This is a genomic window from Salinibacter sp. (assembly GCF_036626415.1).
Lineage (GTDB): Bacteria > Bacteroidota > Rhodothermia > Rhodothermales > Salinibacteraceae > Salinibacter.
On the sequence record NZ_JAZKRW010000010.1, the window covers coordinates 22,421 to 43,148 of the forward strand.

Genomic DNA, 20,728 nt, shown 5'->3' on the forward strand with positions numbered 1-20,728 from the left:
TGAGGGAATGCCCCTCCACACCGACCTCAGTGTACACAACACACGCCACAGAGTGAAGCGCACCGACGTGTCGTGCTCCCGCCGTGGCAGAAGCCCGGTCGCAAACGATGCGAACCAGCGAAGGCCGAGTACGCCCGGTCTCCCGAGGGACGAGGACCTGAAGGTGAAGCTCGGGGGATCATACGGCCCCGATTCAACGGCCTCGATCGTTCTATTCTCCACCGCCTTCGAGCTCCGCCTCCAGTTCCTCGATGCTGTCCCGCAGCTCCGCGGCGCGCTCGAAGTCCAGGTTCTCAGCGGCCTCTTCCATTTCTTCTCGCATCTGCTCGACCAGGTCCCGCTTCTGGTCGTCCGACATGTACTCCACCACCGGATCGGCCACCTCGCTGGAGAGCTGGTCTGGGCTGCCGTAGTGGTGCCGGGAGCCGGAGTCCTCCCCGTCGCTCTTCTCGTCGGCGATGGCCGTGCCCATCTTGATCTCATCGGGCGACTTTTTGATGGGCTCGGGCGTAACGTCGTGCTCCTCGTTGTACTCGAGTTGCCGCTCCCGACGCCGCTTCGTCTCGTTGATCATCTTCTCCATGGCCTCCGTGATCTCGTCGGCGTAGAGGATAACCTGCCCGTCGACGTTGCGGGCGGCACGGCCGGCGGTCTGGATCAACGAGGTCTCCGACCGCAGAAAGCCCTGCTGATCGGCATCGAGGATGGCTACGAGCGACACCTCCGGAAGGTCGAGTCCCTCTCGAAGCAGGTTCACACCCACCAGCACGTCGTACTCCCCGAGACGGAGGCCCCGGATGATGTCCACGCGTTCGAGGGCGTCGATGTCGGAGTGCATCCAGCGCACGTCCACGCCGTAGCTGTCGAGGTAGTCGGCCAGGTCCTCCGTCATGCGCTTCGTGAGGGTCGTCACGAGCACGCGCTCGTCTCGCTCGGCCCGCTTGCGGATCTCCTCCATCAGATCGTCCACCTGGGTCTCGGTCGGGCGAACATCAATCTCCGGATCCGGGATCCCGGTGGGACGCACGACCTGCTCCACGAACACGCCGCCACTCTGCTCCAGCTCATAATCGGCGGGCGTGGCGCTCATGTAGATGGTCTGCGGCGTCAACTCCTCAAATTCCTCGAAGGTAAGGGGCCGGTTGTCGAGGGCTGACGGGAGTCGAAAGCCGTGCTCCACCAGCTTCAGCTTGCGCTGGCGGTCGCCGTTGTACATGGCCCGCACCTGCGGAATCGTAACGTGGCTCTCGTCCACCACCAGCAAAAAGTCGTCGGGGAAGTAGTCGAGCAGGCAGTACGGCCGTTCGCCCGGCTCGCGGCCCGTCAGGTGGCGGCTGTAGTTCTCGATGCCGGAGCAGTAGCCGACCTCCTGCATCATCTCGAGGTCGAACATCGTCCGCTGCTCGAGGCGTTGCGCCTCCACCATTTTGCCCTCCTCTCGGAGCACCGCCAGCCGCCAGCGCAATTCTTCCTTGATGTCCTCGATGGCCCGTTCCAGCCGATCTTCGGGCGTGACGAAAATCTGTGCCGGGTACAGCGTGAACTGGGGCACCTCTTCCAGCTCCCGTCCACTCTCCGGCTCAAACAGGGCCAGGCGGTCGATCTCATCGCCCCAAAACTCGATTCGGAGGGCGATTTCCTCCCGGTAGGCCGGGAAAATATCCACCACGTCGCCCCGAACGCGGAAGGTCCCCGGCGTAAATTCGATGTCGTTGCGCTCGTAAAACAGGTCGATAAAGCGACGCAGCAGGTCGTTGCGCTCCACCTCCAGCCCCCGCTCCAGTGGCAGAATTTCTTTTCGAAACTCCGCCGGCGAGCCGAGGCCGTAGATGCAGGAGACGCTGGCCACCACAATCACGTCGTCCCGCCCGCTGATGAGCTCGGAGGTGGCCCGGAGCCGAAGCCGCTCGATGCGGTCATTAATGGCCACGTCCTTCTCGATGTAGGTATCATTCGGGACGATGTACGACTCCGGCTGGTAGTAATCGTAGTACGAGATGAAGTACTCGACGGCATTCTCCGGGAAGAACTGCTTCAGCTCCCCGTAGAGTTGGGCCGCCAGGGTCTTGTTGTGGCTCATGACGAGGGTGGGCTTGTTCACCTCCTCAATCACGTTCGCCACGCTGAAGGTTTTGCCCGTCCCGGTGGCCCCCAGTAGGGTCTGGTGCTCATCGCCCCTGCGCACCCCGTCCACGAGCTCTCGGATCGCCTGGGGCTGATCCCCCATGGGCTCGAAGTCGGATTCGAGCTGAAACTGATCCGTGCGGTCGTCGAGGACCTCGGTCATGTTCGTAGCGCGTCTGTTTTGAGAGCACCATAGAGAAGTTCTTGAATCCGCTCGCGTCGGTTGGGTTGCGACTCCGTTGTGGAAAATGTCCCCGTCGTCATTGCCCCCGCTCAGATTGCCGGGCGCGGAGCCCAAAGGGATTTCAATGAAGGATGACGGCACGTTCCAGAACTCATCGCTGAATCTTGACTGGGTTCTGACACAAGGGGGTAAGCAGACCCTTATTTTTTGGAAGCGGTTCCAGTTGGCTCAAGGCCAACAGGTTGGCACCTCCGGTCGGACTCGTCTTCATCATCCTACTCTCGTCCAACATGCTTACATCGACGGTGTCTTCTCAGTCTGGCGAGGCCTCTTCCACTTCCAGTGACTCGTTTTCGCCCGCACGGTTGCCCCTCGACGATCCCCCGTCGGATCTCGAAGAGGCCGTTGACCAGTTGCGGGGTCGGCCCGACGAGGAGCTGCGACGCGCCCACAAGCACCACCGGCGCGCCCTGAAGGCTCTGCAGGAGGGGGCGTACGAGGCCCTTTCTGACGATACGCGGGAGCGGCTCACGCACCAGTTTCGCTCCGGCCTTCACGCTTTGAACAAGGCATTGGACGAGCCGCAAGCGCCCGAGGCAGACGCGGATGAACCCTCATCCTCGTTTTCGTTTCGAGACGTGCTTACGGGACTCTGGTAGCGGGGGCCGTCGTGCTCTCTTACTGGCCGCCTCCGGACGGGGGCTGGAAGAGCACAAGCCCGCCGCGTTTGCCCCCCACGACGAGGTCCGGCAGCCCATTTCCACTCAGGTCGCCCACGGCGGGGGTGGCATTTCGGGGAATGCCGTCAAGGTCGATCGGGGTGGCCGCCGCAAAGTCTGGGGGATCGCTCCTGCCCTGGTTGCGGAGCAGGAGCAGGCCGTCGTCCGTTCCGACGAGCAGGTCCAGACGCCCCTCGCCGGTCGCGTCATAAAGCGTGGGGGCAACTCGCCCGTCCAGCTCCGCGAGGACAGTCCCCTCCGACGCGAAGTCCGGATCCGTCTCCGTTCCCGTGTTGCGGTACAGCGTGAGGATGCCACTCGACGTTCCTGTCACAAGGTCCAGGACTCCGTTGCCGGTCACATCGCCCAGGGCAGGGACCACGTTGCTTCCGCCCGACAGCTTGTCCAGGGCACCGTGGGCCGCATCGAAGGTCCCGTCCCCCTCATTCTCGTGGTAGGAGAGGCCTCCTTGCCAGGTCCCGAGGATAAGGTCGTCGGACCCATCGCCGTTCAGATCACCGAGGGCCGGAGCGTAGTGGTACGCGTCCGGCAGGTCCAGCGGTGATCTTTTTTGAAGCCGGCCCGCCTCATCGGTCGGCGTCAGTGGGTACACGAGAGAGGTCTCCCCCTTCCCGGGGTCGATTTTGTTCGCCACGAGCACGTCGGTCCGCCCATCGCCCTGAATGTCCCCGAGTGCCACGGTGCTCTCACTCCCCACGTCGAGCCCCCCGGCGAACTGGCGTGTCCGGAGCTGATATCCGTCCGCCGTGTGCTCGTAAAAGTAAAAGTTGTCGGCAAGGCTCGTGTTGGAATCGTTGGAGCCCCCGAGCACCCCGACAAACAGATCCGGACGTCCGTTGCCCGACCAGTCGGTGAAGGCAGGGGCGTTGTACCCGCTGGTCAGGAGCGGATTCGATGTCGGAAAGCGCTCCGGCTCGCCGCTCAGGACGGGATTCCCGCAGGATCCGGTGTTCTCGATCAGGAGGAGCCCGGGCTCGAAGAAGTCGCCCCAAAACAGATCGGAGTCGCCGTCGTCGTCCACATCGGCGAAGGTGAGCGTGTTGGCCCCGTGGAGGGACGGGCCGCTCTTTTGCCCCGTCTCCCCGACAATTTTGATGCCCTCGAACCTGTCCGTCACGTGGGCAAACTGAGGCATGCCCTCCGTTTTGGTCGACTCATAGTGCGTGATGGTCCCGTCGAGTCGCCCCAGAAAGAGGTCCAGCCGGCCATCGCAGCCGAGATCGGTGACGTTCGGGATGTTCTGGCGGTCCGAAAAGATCGGCTCGCCTTCGACCGTGCGCAGGGTATCGGCGTGCAGTTCGAACGCCGGCGCCGTGGACGTGCCCACGTTTCGGTAGGCGCGGAGGTGACTGTAGGGCTCCTCGGTCAACAGATCGGGCACCCCGTCCTGATCGAGGTCCGCAAACCGGTACCACTCCCCGATCTCAAGGTCCCGGTAGTGGTCGGTGCGCCAGACGAGGCGCGAGGAGTCTCCCTCGGTGACGTGCTCGAAGAAGGCAAGCTGGCCGGGGCGCTCCTGTACGAAGAGATCCGAATCGTCGTCCCCGTCGACGTCGACGAACTGGGGACGCGGCGTGTTGAAGCCGCCGTAAAACGGATGCGGAATGGAGGCTCCTTCCGCGTTGATCACTTCGAGGGACGGCGACACCACACGCTGGTAGTCGTCCGGGAACGAGGCCGATGGGGCCTCCGACGACACCGACTGCGAAGACCCGGCACAGCCCACCAGGAGAATCCCAGCGAGGCCGACAACAAAGGCGAGAACACGTCGCATCAAATACACAGGGCTGTCACGTCAGCGGAGCGAGGGGGCCCGGACTGCTAGGAGCCGACGGCCTGTGCCCCACCAAGGGTCCCGATGCCGGTGGGATAGGTCCCCACCTCGATCACCTTCACGATCTCGTTGGTTTGCGTGTCAATCACCGTCACCGTGCCCGCGTCGGGGTTCTCGCCGCGGGGCTCGTAGGTGCCCTCCCGGTTGTTGTTCGACACGAAGAGATGCCGCCCGTCGGCCGAAAGCACCGTGCCGTGGGGCTGCGCGAGGCCATCGCCCCGAATGGTCGCCTGCACCGATGCGTTGTCGACGTCAACGACACTGATGGAGTGGGACATCTTGTTGGGCACGTAGGCCAGGCCGCTCTGCCGGCCAATGACGGGATGCCATGGCTGACGCCCCACAGTGAGGGTATCAGTCACCGAGAGGGCGGGGGCCTCACTCGCATCGAACACCAGGAGCTGCCCCGTTTTCTGCCCCCCCGCGATGAGGGTCGAGCCATCGGCCGTCGCCGCAAACTGGACCGGCGTCTGGGTCGTCCCGTCCAGCCGGGTCAGCTGCGTTTCTCGCGTGTCCGTGTCCACGCCCATCAGCTGGTTGGTGCCCAGGCTCGCGATGAAGGCATGCTCCCCATTCGGCGTCACGGCCAGGGGGTGAGGCCGCGGAAAGAAGGTGCCGACCCGTTCTATGACCCTCATGTTGGACCGCTGGATCATGCCCAAACTCTTCGGGGGATTCACGGCACTCATCGAGCGGCCCGCATACAACACGTCCTTCGATGGGTCAAGGGCCAACAGCCCCGGCACTTCGAAGTCATCAAGGCGCGCGACGACTTCGTTTTGCCGGTTCATCTTGAGGATCGTGTTTGCCCCGATCAGACTCACGTACCAGTGACTCCCGTCGGGCTCGGCCACGACGTGATGCGGCTTCGCATTCTCCGAGAACCCCTGATCCTTGAGGTCAACGGTCGTCTCGACGGCCATCGCCTCCATGTCGATCACCGAGACGGTGGCCTCTCCCTGATTGCACACGTACAGCTTCGGGCTCTGCGCCTGCCCCCACGCCGGAAGCGCAATGCTCAGGAGCACACCGACGAGGAGAACCGAAAGGAAACGACGCACAATCATGCGTGGAAACGTTGGTTCAGCAGAATCAGGCCGATAGGATCCGCCCGTCGTGTCCTCTCGCGGGCGCTGCTGGTCTCGTTACAGCTCCTGCTGTGACTCCTCCAGTACGAACAGGCCTTCGCCGATGCTCGACACGATGATAATACCGCTCTCGAAGTACGGATAGTTGCTCCAAGAGCCCTGAAAGCCAGCCTCATTTTCGTCGTACGGCTGCGTGTCGAAGTGGGCAACCTCTTCCGGATTTTCCCGATCACTGATGTCGAGGATGCGCAGCCCGCTCTTGTAGTTGGACTGGTACATCGTCGACCCCTTCACGTACAGGTTGTGATCGATGGACTTCTCCGGAAGACTGAGCTGGTTGACGAGCTTCGGGTTGTCGAGATCCTGCAGGTCCCACACTAGCGTACGGGTGTTTTCGGCCTTCCCCTGCGCCTCGTCCAGCTCGTCGTTCTGGTAGAAGTAGCGCTGCTCCTCGTCAAACCAGCCCTGGTGGACGTAGCCGTAGTCCGGGTACGAGGCCGTCGAGAGGGCCACGGTGCTGTCCTTGTCCGTCACATCCGCGACGCTGATGGCCGTCTCGTTGAGTCCAATGCAGATTTCTCGCCCCTGGTACTCGGCGTCCGGCCCCTCATAGACGACGCACTGGGCGTCGTGGGTGTAGCCGGTGCCGGAGCGGCCCGTGGACGGATCGGCGAAGCATCCCTCAAAGGTCGGGTTCAGCGGGTCCTCGATGTCAATCATGTGGAGCCCGCCGCCGCAGGTCTCTCCTCCCCCACTGCTGCCTACGGCGTAGGCGTAACCCGTCTGCTCATTAATCACAACATTGTGGACACTGTTGACCCGGTCGTAAAGGACGTCGTGGTCGAAGGTGACAGGCATCTGCTCCGCGTTCACGTCCCGCAGACGCGTGAGGTCGAATACCTGCATGCCGTGGTCCTTGGCGTTGTCAGCCACCACGAATGCATGGTCCTTGTACACCTTTACGTCCCGCCAGGAATTGATGCGGGCCCCGTCCGTGAGCGGCAGTTCGCCCACGTACTGCGGGTTGGTGGGGTCGCTCACGTCCACAAAGGCGGTCCCGTCGGTGCGGCCCACGAGCGCGTACTCTGTGCCCGTCTCCGGGTCCGTCCAGCCCCAAATGTCGTTCAGGCTGATCCCGCGCTCGCCCCCAATGGCCTGAATGGGGAGAAAGGACTTCATGTCGACGCCCTCACAGGAGAACTGGGCAACGGTGCCGTCCGAGCAGTCTCGTTCCTCTCCCGTCATGGCGCTGAGGACCTGCCCCGTGGAGGGGGCGATGGGGGCCGTCTGCGTCCACTCGCCGGACGCGATGGAGTAGAGCCCCATCGTACCGGCCCCGTGGTCGTCCCCCGGCAGTCCCGCCGCCAGCACAGATTTGCTGCCCGCAAGCGTGGCGCCCAGCCCATTGCCCGTTTCTGCCTCTTGATGCGTCACCCGCGTCGCGCCGGTCCAAGAGTTGTCGGCATGGCCGTAGCGGTACAGCGCTCCAGTCTGATCCGAGGCACCCGGGGCGCCCACCCAGAGGTCGGCCCCGTCGTAGGCGAAAGAGGTGCCGAACAGATGACGCGACGCACCATCAAAGGGAAGAAGCCGCCCATCCACGGCCCAACGCTCCGCCTCCGCGTCGAACGAGAGGGCGTATGCCAGGCCCGTCGCATCGTAGGCACGGGGGGCCCCAACGAGCACCTGGTCCCCAGCGGCCTCGATCGCAGACCCAAATCGGGCACTGCCGCTCAGTTCTCCGGGCGTGATGGTCTGGAGTTCCGCCCAGCCTTCCGCGCCGTCGTGAAAGGCGACGACGGCACCTCCGTCATGCTGCGGGGCCGTGGCCAGCAGGTGATCGCCCGACGCGAGCAGGGCACTCGCAAACCCTGCGTCCGCCCCCACCTCCTCGCTCCGGAGCGTCGCAGTTTCTTGCCAGGACCCATCCTGTCGCCCAAAGACATGCACTGCACCCGTCGCGACAGTGTCCTGCTCCGTCATCGACACGGTCGCGGAGGTCCCCACGAACAGACGGTCGTCGTGCAGCACCACGCTCTGCCCAAAGTCCGAGGTGCTATCGGCCACGGTGAGGCGTGCGCTCTGCGTCCAGCCGTCTTCCCCCGGTTCAAACACGTAGACGGCATTCGCCGACGGGGCGCCGACGGCGACCTGACGGCCGGAGGCGTCAAGGGCCGCGCCGAAGCTGTCCCCGACGTCTCCGTCATCGGCCTCGAAGAAAGCGGATTCGGACCAGGCGTCGCCGTCCTCTTCGTAGACGTAGACCCGACCGGGAGTGTGGATGTTCTGGGATTCACCGACGTACACGCGATCGGCCTCCACGTCGAGGGCACGGCTAAAGCCGTTGAGTTGCGCGCTCGACGCAGTCGGAGTCGTCTGGGCGGAGGCAGGCAGCCCCCACGCCACGAGACAGAATGCGAGCGTAAGGAAAGAGGAGATTCGTTTCATGGGGGTTGGGGAAAGTGTCCGCAGGATTGCAAAGCGAGAGTTAACGCGAGACAGCATCCTATGATAACTGTCCGCACTGAAGGGGTTTCGGACGCATTGATGGAATTTCCACGCCTTCGTAAAGAGCCCCGACCTGCCGGGGCCCCGGGGGGGAGCTGCTGATCTTTCGGGATTCGCCCGCCGAAGGGGGCACGGCCACTGGCAGGACGCGAACGATCCACGACCGCCGCGGGGCCCCTTAGACTTACTCCATCAAAAGGTTGAGCAGCCGGATAATGCGGCGGCGGAGGCGACGCCGGTCCACAATCATGTCCACGAACCCGTGCTCCTGCAAGAACTCCGACTTCTGGAAGCCCTCCGGCAGGTCGGACCCGATCGTCTCGCGGATCACCCGTGGCCCGGCAAACCCAATCAGTGCGTCGGGCTCAGCAATGTGGATGTCACCAAGCATCGCGAAGGAGGCCGAGACGCCGCCCGTGGTGGGATGCGTCAGGATGGAGATGAACGGCAGTCCCGCCTCGTCCAGCCGCGTGACATGTGCGCTCGTTTTGGCCATCTGCATGAGGCTAAGGGCTCCCTCCATCATGCGGGCCCCGCCGCTCTGGGCAATGGTAATGAGAGGCATCCCCTCCGTGTAGGCGCGCTTGATCGCCCGCGCCACCGTCTCTCCGACGACCGAGCCCATCGATCCCCCGATGAAACTAAAATCCATCCCCGCCATCGACACAGGGTGCCCCCCAATGGCCCCAGTGGCGGCCTGCACGGCCTCGTTTTGCTCGGTCTCCTCCATCGCGCTCTCCAGCCGCTGGCTGTAGGGCTTGCGGTCCTCAAAATTGAGGGCGTCCACAGACCGGAGGTCGGTATCGTGCAGGTCGTAGTCGCCGTCGTCGAACAGGAACCCGAAATACTGGTGGCTGTCCATCCCAAAGTGGTACCCCGAGCCGGGAAACACGAGCAGGTTTTCCTCCAACTCGCGCCGATTGGTAATTTCGCCGGTCTCCGGGCACTTCACCCACTGCCCCTCCGGCATTTCATTTTGCTCTTCGCGGGTGGTGCGGATGCCGGCCTTCTCGCGCCGAAACCAGGGCATGGGCAGGAAGAGGGAACAGGTGCGGAGTGACGAATGCGAACCAGTGGGGCGCCGATTTGAGACGTCGCCCCGGCAGAAGATCAGAAACGACGCCCGCAAAGTCCAAACGAAGCTCAGTCGAAGGGGGACGGCGCTGGGGTCGCATGCACGTCTTTCACGTACAACGGTTCGACCGTCGTCACGTCGTCGGGCCCGTACGCGTCGACGCGCTGGTGACCGCACCGGGCCACCCAGCCCGCAGAGGGCGACACCTCGTCGGCGGAGAGCATCCTGCAAGAAAACGCGTCGTCGGAAAAGGCGTCTCGCCCCTTCGGCGCCCCGTCTCCGACGAGCCACAGCTGCCCGTCTACGGTCCCCAGCCAGCCGGGAAGGGCCTCCACCGGAAGCGCCGTCGTGGGCGCGTGCTCGGCCACCCCAGTCGTTGTCTGCCGGAACGCACCGGCGTACACCTCGTCCCGGCGGGCATCGAGCAGCGCGCACACCACGTCCCCGGGCGCGGCGACCGGACGCAACTGGGCGGCGTACGCCTCCAGCGTCGGCACCCCGACGAGGGCTGCGTCCGCGGACAGCGCCCACCCTTTTGCCGTGCTCACCCCAATCCGGAGGCCGGTGTACGAGCCCGGCCCCATCGACACCGCCACGGCATCCAGGGCCCCCGGCGACACGTCGGCGTGGCCGAGCGCCTCCTCGACGAGAGGGCTCAGGCGCTCGGCGTGCACACGGGGGCGGTGCAGATGGGCCTCGGCGACCACCACATCATCGTCCAGGACGGCCACGCCGCAGGTAGAGGTGGCGGTTTCGAGGGCGAGAAGCGTCACGTGCGGGAGGGGGAGGTCAACAAGAAGAATACAGGCGCCGAGCTACTTCATGACAAGGCCGCCGTCCACGACTAGGTTCTGCCCCGTGACGGCCCGGGCCCAGGGGGAGGCAAAGAAGAGCACCGCGTCGGCGACTTCCTCCGGAGTCGTCACCGTGCCCCGCGGGGTGTTTTGCCGGATGGCATCAAACACCGCGTCCGACGTCGCAGCGCTGGCGTCCGTCTCATCGAGCAGGCCGCCCGACACCAGGTTCACGGTAATGCCGTCCGCCCCAAGCTCAGAGGCCATATTGCGCGTGAATCCGAGGAGGGCCGCCTTGCCGGTGGTGTAGTCGTGATATGGGACCGCCGGGTTCTGTACGAGGTTGGAGCTGATGCCCACGAAGCGGCCTTCGCCCGCCGCCCGCATGCCGGGGAGGCAGGCCTGGAGCAGGTGAAGCGCTCCTTTGACCGACCCGTCCAGTTGCGTCTGGTAGTCTTCCCACTCGATGGTGTCGGCGGTCTCCCGGGCCTCTGCGTCGAATTGGTAGTCCACGAGGGCATTGTGAACCGCGGTCGTGACCGGGGCCCCAAAATGGTCTGCGGCGGTGTCGACCAAGGCCTGGACGGCGTCCGGATCGCGCACATCAGCCTGGACGGGCAGGGCGCGGTCGCCAATGTCGGCGGCGACGGCCTCGGCCCGGGCGGGGCTCTGATAGTAGTTGACGACAACCCGGGCCCCTTCTCGCCCGAAGGCCCGAGCGATGGCGGCGCCGAGCCCGCGGCTGGCCCCAGTAATCACGACAATTTGCGAGTCAAGAGCACGCATGAGAGACTGGCTTCTTGGTGTGTGGGGAATCGAAGCCAGACGGTACCGCGCTCATGCACCCCTCCTCGGGCAGGGCCGAGGCACTTCCTGCGCCGGTGCAAGCCGGATCAGGTTCGAAGGGTATTTCTCAGCCCGTGTTCTGTGCGCGACGGGTACCCCTGGCCATCCCCGAAAGGTATTCCCTCCCGCTCGGAGATGCAATGTGCTCACCCGCCAAAGCTGGGCTGCTTTTCGCCCGCCGGCACGGGCACAGCGACTCGGTTCTGAGGGGGCGGCAGCGGACAGGCGAAATCCGGATTGTAAGCGCAGGTGGGGTTGTACGAGCGATTGAAGTCGACCACGACCGAATCCGAATCCGTCGACATCAGATCGACGTATCGCCCGCCCCTGTACGTGGCGTGTCGGTTCGTGGAGTCGGCAAACGGGATCCAGAGTCGACCGCGGGGCGTGTCGCCTTCGCCCCGAAACACCACCAGCTTCTCGGGCCCCTCCGGAAGCGGCACCGTGACCTCTCCCACCCGCTGCTGAGGACGCAGGTCGCCGGTGCTCTCAGGGATCATGACCGTGTCGGGCGTCTCGAATCGCCGGAGCGGGACTGTGTATCGGTAGGCCGGGTCCACCTCATAAAAATTGAGTCCCTGAAAGGCCTCTCTCCGGCCCGGAGGCAGCACGCTCTCCTTGTCTCGCATCTCCATGTCCCGCGCCACGCGGTTCTGCACAACGACCTGTTCGTAGTCTTCCGACGACGGGTTTGCGCCGCACGCCAGGAACAGGCCCGCCATACAAAGGAGAAGCAGAAGGCGAGTGCGCATCGTGCACGGGTCTTAAAATACAAGGAAGACACCGCCTATCGTCCGTACTCGGCAAACACGGTCGTCTCTCCCGACGGGGTAAACGTCACGACCTTATACGGCTCCACCCGATTGCCCCGCTCCATGCCCGGCGAGCCCACCGGCATGCCCGGCACGCTAAGGCCACGGACATCGGGGGCATCTCGGAGAAGCTGCTTCACGTCCTGCGCCGGCACGTGTCCCTCCACCACATAATTGCCCACGACGGCGGTGTGGCAGGCCGCGAGCGACTCCGGCAGCCCCACCTGATTCTTCACCGGCTTCATGCGCAGCTTCGACTCCACCTCCACCGGAAAGCCCTCTTCCTTCATATGGGTGACCCACTCGGAGCAGCACTGACACGAGGGGCTCTTGTATACCGTCAGCGTCGGCAGGTCCGTCGACGCCGCCGGGCCAAACTGCAGGTAGGCCCCCACCCCGAGCGCAGCGAGGAGAATGCCGACCCCGAAGGCCTTAAAGTGAGTCTGATACGAGGCAAACGAAGCCATGAGAACAGGAAGACTGTCTGTGAACGATAGGGAATTCCAGAACCCAGTCCTGCAATCCGTGTTTCGCGCTGGGGGCCCACTGGGCCTGTGACCGGAGACCGTGCCCCTGGCGTCCTCTGCTCGGAATCAGGCAAAAGATCCTTTTCGTCTCGGGTCCTGATCTTGACTCCTCGTTTTCTTTTTCTGAACTTAACTGTCCCTGCAAACCTGGTTGACGGGCTGTCTACAGTCCCGAACCGCACGATCTCGCCCCGAGGGCACTTCTTGCTCGGGCGTTGCGCCCCTAGCCCAGAACGGCTTCTGCACCCGCTTGGGCGCTCCCCGGGGCATGATCGCGCCCTTGCTCGGCCCCTGCTCCAAGACTTGCTTGGGGGCCGTCCGAGCACTTCGCCCACAGTGTCTCAGCTTCGCACCCATCCACCGTACAGGGTCTGAGCCCCTCCCCTCAGTGGTCGTTCTCGCCCGGCACCTCTCCCTGACATTCCCGCAGAGCCCCTCAGTCCAATGACCGTTTCCGACCCCCAACAGATCCGCAATGTTGCCCTGGTCGGCCACCAGGGCAGTGGCAAAACGGCACTGACCGAAGCCATCCTCTACACGAGCGGCGCAATCTCTCGCGTCGGCACTGTGTCGGACGGCACGACGCAGAGCGACCACCACGAGAGTGAGAAGGAACGGCAGATGTCGATCTTCTCGACGCTGCTACATGCCGCGTGGGACGACAAGAAAATCAACATCCTCGACACCCCCGGCTACCCCGACTTTGCAAGCGAGGTGATCGCTTCGATGCGGGTGGCCGACACCGCGCTGTACGTGATGGACGCCCGGTCCGGGGTGGAGGTGGGGACGGAGATGGCCTGGTCCTACGGCGAGCAGACGGAAACGCCCTCCCTGTTTGTCCTCAACCACATCGACCAGGCGAGCGCCGATTTTCGGAGCATTGTCGACGAGATTGAGGACCGCTTCGGGCGGGGCGCCGCGGTGGTGCAGCTGCCCGCCGGAGAGGGCACCCGCACCCTGGTCGACGTGTTGCGCATGCGACAGCTTTACTACCCGGAGGGGGAGACGGAGCCGGAGGTGCAGCCGATCGACAACGCCTTCGAGGACGAGGCGCGCGAACTCCACGAGACGCTCGTCGAGGACATCGCCGCCAGTGACGACACCCTCATGGAGACCTACTTCGAGCAGGGCGAGTTGACGGACGACCAGATGCGAAACGGCCTGCGGAAGGCCATGATCGACCGGGAGCTCTATCCCGTTTTCGTGACGAGCGCGACAGAAATGGTGGGCGTCTCTCGGCTGTTGGACTTCATCGGATCGGTCTGTCCGTCCCCCGCCAGCCGGCGGGTCAAGACCGAGAGCGGCCCGAACCTGACGGCCGACCCCGACGACGCACCGGTCGCGTTCGTCTACCGCACGATGGCCCAGGAGCATGTCGGCGAGTACTCGTATGTGCGTGTGGTGGACGGGACCCTGCAGTCGGGACAGGACCTGGAAAACGCCCGTACCGGCGCCACCGAGCGCATCGGACAGATCTACGAACTGAACGGGGAGGCGCGCAACCACGTCCCTCGCCTCATCGCCGGCGACCTCGGCGCGCTCGTGAAGCTGGAAGACACCAATACGAACGACACGCTCCGCGTCCCGGACTCCGACGTCGTCATCCCGTCCATCCAGTTCCCTGATCCGCGCTACCGCATGGCCGTGCAGCCAGTTCAGGAGGGGCAGGAGGACAAGCTTGCTCGAGGTCTCCACCAGATCACCGACGAGGACCCCTCGCTCGTCTTCCACCACGACGCGCTGCTCAACCAGCTCACGCTAAGCGGCGTGGGCGAGATGCACCTCCAGATCGCCAAGGCGCGCCTCGAACGGGAGGCCGGGGTGGAGGTCACGTTCGTGGAGCCCCGCATCTCGTACCGCGAGGCCATCCAACACCGGGCGACCGCCGAGTACCGACACAAGAAGCAGTCCGGGGGGGCCGGCGAGTTTGCCGACATCTCGATGCTGGTCGAACCCTACGACGGAGAATTCGACCCGCCGGACGCCATCGATGTGCGCGGAGAAGACGTCGTCGAGACCGAATGGGGCGCCGAGATCCACTTCATCGACGCGATTGTCGGGGGCATCATCGACATGAACACATTCTTCTCCTCCATCAAGAAAGGGGTTCTCAACACCATGAAGGAAGGGCCCGTGGCGGGCTTTCCCGTCGGCAACGTGCGGGTTGTCATTTACGACGGCGGCATGCACCCGGTCGACTCGAACGAGGCGGCCTTCAAGCGGGCCGCCTTCCAGTGCTTCCGGCGCGCGTTCCAAGAGGCCGGCCCGGTGCTCTTGGAGCCCATCCACGAGGTCCTCATTACCACGCCGGACGACTACACGGGCGACATCATCAGCGACCTCAATACGCGACGGGGGCGTGTGCAGGGCATCGACACGCAGGGGCCGCTGCAGAAAATCAGCGCCGAGGTGCCGGAGGCGGAGCTGCACCAGTATTCCACCACGCTGCGCTCACTCACCCAGGGCCGGGGGCTGCACCATACGAAGTTCAGCCACTACGCAGAACTGCCAGGGCACGTGCAGGCCGAGGTCGTTGAGACGACAGCGGCGGCGACGTCAGGCGGATGAGGCGGGGACTATTCCACAGACCGGAGCCACGCGTCGACCTCGCCTTGTAGCGAGAAGGCCTCCTCGGGCGGATGCTCGAAGGAGCGATGGACCCAGTCGCCACTGCCATCGAGGCGGGGACGGTACTGGGTGCGGTACCAGTCGGGCCGTGCTGCGAGGTCGGACAGCGCCTCGACGGCCGCGTCGACATCCTCTGTTGTGTTGTACAGCCCGAAGGACGCCCGCACCATGCCCGGCTGCGTCTCGGGCCCGCACTCTGCACCGTTCGCGGCCTCCTCGGCCTCCCCCGTCCGGCCCAATAGCTCCCGCACGAAGGGCTGGGCGCAGAAGCATTCGTTCCGCACGGCCACCCCAAAGTGGTCGTTCAGGGCCGCGGCGACCAGGCCGTGCGGCAGGCCGGCGAGGTTGAAGGCGATCACCCCAATCCGGTCGGCCACCTCTAGGCGGTGCGACCCGTAGATCGTGAGGCCGTCGATCGCGGCGAAGCGCTCCAGCGCGTACTGGGTCAGTTCGCGCTCGTCCTCCGCCACGAGGTCCATGCCGATGCGGCCCAGCAGTTGGAGCGTGGCGGCGAGCCGCAGGGCCCCCGGCAGGTTGGGCGTGCCCGCCTCCTCCCGCTCGGGCAGTGCGTCCGTGATCTCGTAGTGCCCCGTCTCGACCCGCTCCACGATGCCGCCGCCCACCACCTGCGGCTCCAACCCCTCGAAAAGCGATTTCCGCGCGACGATCACCCCGGGGCTGCCGGGCGCGTAAATCTTGTGCCCGCTCATGCAGACGACATCGAGCGCCTCAGACCCATCTCGTCCCTGCACGCTGATCGGCACGTGGGCCGCCGACTGCGCCGCGTCGACCACGCACAGGGCCCCGGCCGCGTGGGCGTGGCGTGCCACCTCGTGGACCGGGTTGACGATGCCCGTCACGTTGGAGGCCGCCGTGATGGCCACGTAGTTGAGCCGGTCGGCGTGCGCGTCGATGGCGGCCCGCAACGCATCGAGGTCTACCCGCCCGGCCTCGCCGTCCGGATCGTGTTCCAGCGGCACGTGCACCACCTCGCCTACGTGCTTCCGATGCGGCAGGTCGTTGGCATGGTGCTCCATCAGGGTGGTAATGACCACGTCGCGCTCGGGGCGCCGCTCGGCCAGCACGCGGGCCATGCGGTTGAGGCCGCCCGTAACACCGCTGCCCGCAAAGAGGGTCGTGTAGTCGTCGGGCGCGTCCACGAAGCGTCCCACAATCTCGTGGGCCTGCTCGTAGAGATGCGTCATGATGCGGGCCCCGGCGTGCAGCGTCGAGTGCGTGTTCGCGTAATGCCGGAGGGCGCGACGAACGATGTCGTCGGCCACGGTACAACGGAGCGTCGACGCGGCACTGTCGAGGTAGGTGCGCGGGGCCGTGGTGCCGTCGGCGAGCGGGTACTCGGTGTCGAGGCCATCAAAGGCGCGGCTCAGCGCGTCCAACTGGGACCGCCGTGCGGACCGAGACCCACGCGATTCAATTTGGGAGGTGGGAGCAGAGTCAAGCATGGCAGGGAGGCGGCAGCGACAAGAGGACCGGGGCGTTTGGTTGAATTCCATGCGATAATGTAGGAACTGAGAACGAGAGATGCAGTCCACCCGTCGAGAGACATGCCCATTTCAAAGACGTCTCTCCACGTCGCCGTGCCTTCTTCTCCCTATCGTCGTCCCATGCGCGATCTTGCCGTCTTGTTGATCTCAATCGTCGGGGCGAGTGTGCTTGCCGCCCCGGCCCAGGCCCAGACCATCTGGTCCCGCCCGTACCAGCCCAACCAGGTCGCCCTGGAGGCCGTCGTCCCGGAGCTTCCGGACGATGATGCATCCGTGACATCGGGCGCCGCCTTCCTGACCGCCACTCGGTCCCTAAACGAAAACGTAGAGCTGGCGGCCGAGCTGCCCGTGGCCCGGTACGACACGGACGCGACCTCCTCCGCGGCGGTGGGCAACCCGTACGTGGGCGTCGGGCTGAGTAGCTCTTCCCGACCGATCCTGCTGGAGCTTGGGGTCCGGATCCCTGTGGTCCCCGACAATGAAGCGCTGCGGGCCGGCCAAGAGGCCGACCTGGGGCGCACCGCCGCCTTTCGGGACGAGAACATATCGACCTCCGCCCTTCTCAACGGCCGCGTGCCGCTCGGGCGCCGCGCGTCCCTCCGCCTTCGCTCCGGCCTCACCTTCGCGTCCGCCGATCAGGGCCCCACCGACGACCGAGAGCAGCGGTGGCGCCTTCCGTACAGTGCCCAGCTCTGGTGGGAGGGCGAGCGGTTCATGACGGGGCTGAGCGTGGAGGGACGTCCGCTCCTCTCTGGGTCGGCCCCGTCCCAGACCACCCACCACGCGGTTCTTTCGCTCATGCTGGACGGTGCCCGGGCCCAGCCCGGACTCTTCGTGGGGACCGGCCTCGACCCGCTCGTTCAAGACGGCCAGTTCGTAGCGGTGGCCGGCCTCACGATGTCGGTCTCGTACGACCGGTAAAGGGACCTTCGGGGGCACGGCGCGTCGTGACGCCCCGCTCCACCCTCACGATTCGCTGCCCTCTTTTTCGTCGTCGAGGACAATCTCCCGGCGCAGGCGCGCGACAGGGATGCCGAGCTGTTTTCGGTACTTCGAGACTGTACGGCGGGCAATCTTGAACCCCTTCTCTTCGAGGGCGTCGGCCAGGGCCTGATCGGACATCGGATCGGTCTTGTCCTCCGCGTCTACGATCCGCTGGAGCTCGGCCTTCACTTCCTTGTTGGAGACCTCCTCCCCGTCCACCGTCTCCAGTCCCTCGGAGAAAAAGTACTTGAGCTCGTAGACGCCCCACTCGGTCTGCACGTACTTGCCATTCACCACGCGGCTCACCGTGGAGATGTCCATGTCAATGATCTCGGCCACGTCCTTCAGGATCATGGGCTTGAGGTGGCCCTCTCCGTACCGGAAGAAGTCCTCCTGGATCTGCACGATGGCGTCCATCACCAGGTACATCGTGTGGCGTCGCTGGTTAATGGAGTCGATGAACCACTGTGCGGAGCTGAACTTGTCCTTCAGGAACTCTTCGGTCTCCTCATCAACCTCGTCCACGTCGTCGGACTTCTTCTGCGCCTTCAGCTTTTCGAGCATCGTGCGATAGTGACGCGAGACGTGCAGGTCCGGAGCGTTGCGGCCGTTGAGGGTAATCACGAACTCGCCGTCCACGTACCGCACCGAAAAGTCGGGCGTAATGTAATTGGTTTGCTCCGAGAACTCGCCCTCCCCGGGCTTGGGGTCGAGGCGCTGCCGGATGAGGTCGAAGGCCGTTTTGAGCTCCCGCTCGTTGACGTCGAGCCGCTTCTGGAGCTTGTCGAAATGCTTCTTGGTGAACTTCTCGTATTCGTCCTCCAGCATGGCGATGGCCGTGTCGCGCCCATCAACGTCATCGGGCATGCGGTGAAGCTGGAGCAGGAGGCACTCCTGCAAGTCCCGCGCGGCAATGCCGGCCGGGTCGAGCGATTGCACCTCCCGGAGCACTGCCTCCACGTCCTCTGCTTCAATCTCGATGCCGTGGTTAAACAGAATGTCGTCCAGGATCGAGTCGATCTCCCGCTTCAGGTATCCGTCCTCGTCGATCGAGCCGATGATCTGGTCGGCGATGATGCGCTCAGTCTCATCGAGGTCCAAGAACGAGATCTGACCCTGAAGCTGCTCGGGCAACGACTGGTCCGCGGGCATGGGCCGGTCTCGATCCTCATCGTCCCCCTGGTAGCCGGGGTTGGCATTGTAGCCGTACATGTCGTCGGTGTTGTTGAGGAGGTCCTCCACGTCGAAGTCCTCCTCCTCGTCCTCCGTCTCCAGCTCGTTCTCCATCTCCTCGGCCGTGGCGTCGAGCTCATCTTCCTCTCGCTGCTCCTCTTCGCCAAGCCCTTCTTCGAGCAGAGGGTTCTCTTCGAGCTCCTCTTCGATGCGCCGCTCCAGGTCAAAGGTGTCCAGTTGCAGCAGCTTGATATACTGAATCTGCTGCGGGGAGAGCTTCTGCTGAAGGTCCTGTTCCTGCTTGAGTTCGAGGATATTGCTGCTCATGCGACTGTCGGGGAGGCCGGACTGGTGTGACGAACGCGAAGTGCCGTCCAGAGAGCACGCAAGGGCGTCTGCAGTGGGCTCTCACTTCCGGACTGTGTGATGAGGCAAAATTCATTCCTCTATTTCCAAGTGCTCTTACAGAGCGGGCCGACAGAAGTTTGAAGCGGCCGGTCCTCCTCGCGCTCTTCGGTCCGCGGAGGCCGGAAGACACAAGGGACACACATGAAACCCTCTCCTCTCAACAGCCGTCCCGTAGGTCCCGGTGCTTCCTTTATCGATCCCCCGTTCCGTTCATGAGCAGTCCCCGCTCCGACGCCCTCAAGGCCGACGCCGAACCGTCGGAAACCGACGTCGAAAAGCTGCTGCGCCCGCAGTCGCTCGACGAGTTCGTCGGCCAGGAGAAGATAAAGCAAAACCTCAATGTGTTCATGACGGCGGCGCTGCAGCGCGGGGAGACGCTCGACCACGTCCTGCTCTCCGGGCCCCCGGGGCTCGGCAAGACCACGCTCGCCCACATCATCGCCAACGAGATGGGCGCCCGCATTCGCACCTCCAGCGGGCCCGTTCTCGAAAAGCCGGCCGACATCGCGGGGGTGCTCACGAACCTGGAGGAGGGCGACCTCTTGTTCATCGACGAGATTCATCGCCTGAGCTCCGTCGTCGAGGAGTACCTCTACTCCGCGATGGAGGACTACCGCATCGACATTGTGATCGACCAGGGCCCGAACGCCCGCACGGTGCAGATCGACCTGCCGCCCTTCACGATGGTCGGGGCGACGACGCGGAAGGGGCTTCTCACCGCGCCGCTCCGCGCCCGCTTCGGGATCGACTTTCGCTACGACTACTACACCGCGGACCTCTTGCAGAAGATCACCGAGCGCTCCGCCCGGCTCCTGCAGGTGGAGACGACCGCGGATGGGGCCTACGAGATTGCGCGGCGCAGCCGGGGAACGCCTCGCGTGGCCAACCGCCTGTTGCGCCGCACGCGCGACTTTGCGGAGGTCGAGGGCGATGGCGAAATTACAAAGGCCATTGCCGACCGCGCCCTCAACGCCCTCGACGTGGACGAAGAGGGCCTCGACGACATGGACACGCGCATCCTGCTCACCCTCATCGACAACTTCGACGGGGGCCCCACGGGCCTAAAGAACCTGGCCGTGTCGGTCGGCGAGGAGTCCGGCACCCTCGAAGAAGTGTACGAGCCGTACCTCATCCAGGAGGGCTTCATGGAGCGCACCCCGCAGGGCCGGGTTGCCCTCCAGCGGGCGTACAATCATTTCGATCGGTCCTCCGCCCCCGCCGACCAGGACCTCTTCGACCAGGAATAGCAGGGCCGCCGTCGCCACGCACCTCGCGTCTCCCACTCGTCCCCGACGGCGGCGCAGGGGGCAGTGCGGCGGGCAGTCGCGAATTGCGAGTGCCCGCTCCGGAGAGCCCATCCGGGATGCGAAGGGCGATTCGGACGAAAAGACTCAACGGGGGCGTGACTTTTGTGGAAACGCCTGGTACGGCCGACCACATCCGGAACCGCACTTTTCGGCCGGACTACCACACCACGGACTTTTCGCCCTGTTGCCCC

Annotated in this window: 15 protein-coding genes; 4 read left to right on the plus strand and 11 right to left on the minus strand. The window is 64.6% G+C overall.

The window, feature by feature from the left end:
• Nucleotides 1–211 precede the first annotated feature (211 nt).
• The gene (uvrB, locus tag V5A20_RS02560; protein WP_332314654.1) at nucleotides 212–2,287 is read right to left on the minus strand and encodes an excinuclease ABC subunit UvrB; all 2,076 of its coding nucleotides are present in this window, start codon (nucleotides 2,285–2,287) and stop codon (nucleotides 212–214) included.
• A gap of 326 nt (nucleotides 2,288–2,613) precedes the next feature.
• Between uvrB and V5A20_RS02565 the strand changes: the two genes are divergently transcribed.
• On the plus strand, nucleotides 2,614–2,967 hold the full coding sequence (locus V5A20_RS02565) for a hypothetical protein (RefSeq protein ID WP_332326649.1): 354 nt from the start codon (nucleotides 2,614–2,616) through the stop codon (nucleotides 2,965–2,967).
• 19 nt (nucleotides 2,968–2,986) lie between these two features.
• Here V5A20_RS02565 and V5A20_RS02570 read toward each other — a convergent pair whose 3' ends face one another.
• The 8 genes from V5A20_RS02570 to V5A20_RS02605 form a co-directional block, all read right to left on the minus strand.
• Nucleotides 2,987–4,822, minus strand: a complete 1,836-nt coding sequence (locus V5A20_RS02570; protein ID WP_332326650.1) for an FG-GAP repeat domain-containing protein — start codon at nucleotides 4,820–4,822, stop codon at nucleotides 2,987–2,989.
• A 47-nt stretch (nucleotides 4,823–4,869) separates the two neighbouring features.
• Nucleotides 4,870–5,949, minus strand: a complete 1,080-nt coding sequence (locus V5A20_RS02575) for a YncE family protein (protein ID WP_332314651.1) — start codon at nucleotides 5,947–5,949, stop codon at nucleotides 4,870–4,872.
• Nucleotides 5,950–6,027: 78 nt separating this feature from the next.
• Entirely contained in the window at nucleotides 6,028–8,418 is a 2,391-nt protein-coding gene (locus V5A20_RS02580) for a choice-of-anchor B family protein (protein WP_332326651.1), read from the minus strand.
• 244 nt (nucleotides 8,419–8,662) lie between these two features.
• Nucleotides 8,663–9,508 (minus strand): acetyl-CoA carboxylase, carboxyltransferase subunit beta, encoded by an 846-nt coding sequence (accD, locus tag V5A20_RS02585; RefSeq protein ID WP_332314649.1) that lies wholly within the window; start codon nucleotides 9,506–9,508, stop codon nucleotides 8,663–8,665.
• A 113-nt stretch (nucleotides 9,509–9,621) separates the two neighbouring features.
• Nucleotides 9,622–10,326 carry a tRNA (adenosine(37)-N6)-threonylcarbamoyltransferase complex dimerization subunit type 1 TsaB gene (gene tsaB, locus V5A20_RS02590; RefSeq protein WP_332326652.1) on the minus strand — a complete coding sequence of 235 codons (705 nt, stop codon included), beginning with the start codon at nucleotides 10,324–10,326 and terminating at the stop codon, nucleotides 9,622–9,624.
• A gap of 42 nt (nucleotides 10,327–10,368) precedes the next feature.
• Nucleotides 10,369–11,133 carry a 3-oxoacyl-ACP reductase gene (locus tag V5A20_RS02595; RefSeq protein WP_332314647.1) on the minus strand — a complete coding sequence of 255 codons (765 nt, stop codon included), beginning with the start codon at nucleotides 11,131–11,133 and terminating at the stop codon, nucleotides 10,369–10,371.
• Between the two features lie 206 nt (nucleotides 11,134–11,339).
• Nucleotides 11,340–11,945 carry a DUF1684 domain-containing protein gene (locus tag V5A20_RS02600; protein WP_332326653.1) on the minus strand — a complete coding sequence of 202 codons (606 nt, stop codon included), beginning with the start codon at nucleotides 11,943–11,945 and terminating at the stop codon, nucleotides 11,340–11,342.
• Nucleotides 11,946–11,980: 35 nt separating this feature from the next.
• On the minus strand, nucleotides 11,981–12,472 hold the full coding sequence (locus V5A20_RS02605; protein WP_332314645.1) for a DUF411 domain-containing protein: 492 nt from the start codon (nucleotides 12,470–12,472) through the stop codon (nucleotides 11,981–11,983).
• A gap of 504 nt (nucleotides 12,473–12,976) precedes the next feature.
• Here V5A20_RS02605 and V5A20_RS02610 point away from each other — a divergent pair.
• Nucleotides 12,977–15,100: an elongation factor G gene (locus V5A20_RS02610; protein ID WP_332314644.1), complete on the plus strand. Its 2,124-nt coding sequence runs from the start codon at nucleotides 12,977–12,979 to the stop codon at nucleotides 15,098–15,100.
• Nucleotides 15,101–15,108: 8 nt separating this feature from the next.
• On the opposite strand, the gene V5A20_RS02615 is transcribed toward V5A20_RS02610, so the two are convergent.
• A complete protein-coding gene (locus V5A20_RS02615; RefSeq protein ID WP_332314643.1) occupies nucleotides 15,109–16,623 on the minus strand; it encodes an aminotransferase class V-fold PLP-dependent enzyme in 1,515 nt (504 codons plus the stop codon).
• A 162-nt stretch (nucleotides 16,624–16,785) separates the two neighbouring features.
• Here V5A20_RS02615 and V5A20_RS02620 point away from each other — a divergent pair, with 162 nt between their 5' ends.
• Nucleotides 16,786–17,586, plus strand: coding sequence for a hypothetical protein (locus tag V5A20_RS02620; protein WP_332314642.1), 801 nt, complete (start codon nucleotides 16,786–16,788; stop codon nucleotides 17,584–17,586).
• A 45-nt stretch (nucleotides 17,587–17,631) separates the two neighbouring features.
• Here V5A20_RS02620 and rpoN read toward each other — a convergent pair whose 3' ends face one another.
• Complete coding sequence (gene rpoN / locus V5A20_RS02625; protein ID WP_332314641.1) at nucleotides 17,632–19,149, minus strand: RNA polymerase factor sigma-54; 1,518 nt, start codon at nucleotides 19,147–19,149, stop codon at nucleotides 17,632–17,634.
• Between the two features lie 293 nt (nucleotides 19,150–19,442).
• On the opposite strand from rpoN, the gene ruvB reads away from it, so the two are divergent.
• Nucleotides 19,443–20,477, plus strand: a complete 1,035-nt coding sequence (ruvB, locus tag V5A20_RS02630; protein ID WP_332314640.1) for a Holliday junction branch migration DNA helicase RuvB — start codon at nucleotides 19,443–19,445, stop codon at nucleotides 20,475–20,477.
• The last annotated feature ends 251 nt before the right edge of the window (nucleotides 20,478–20,728 follow it).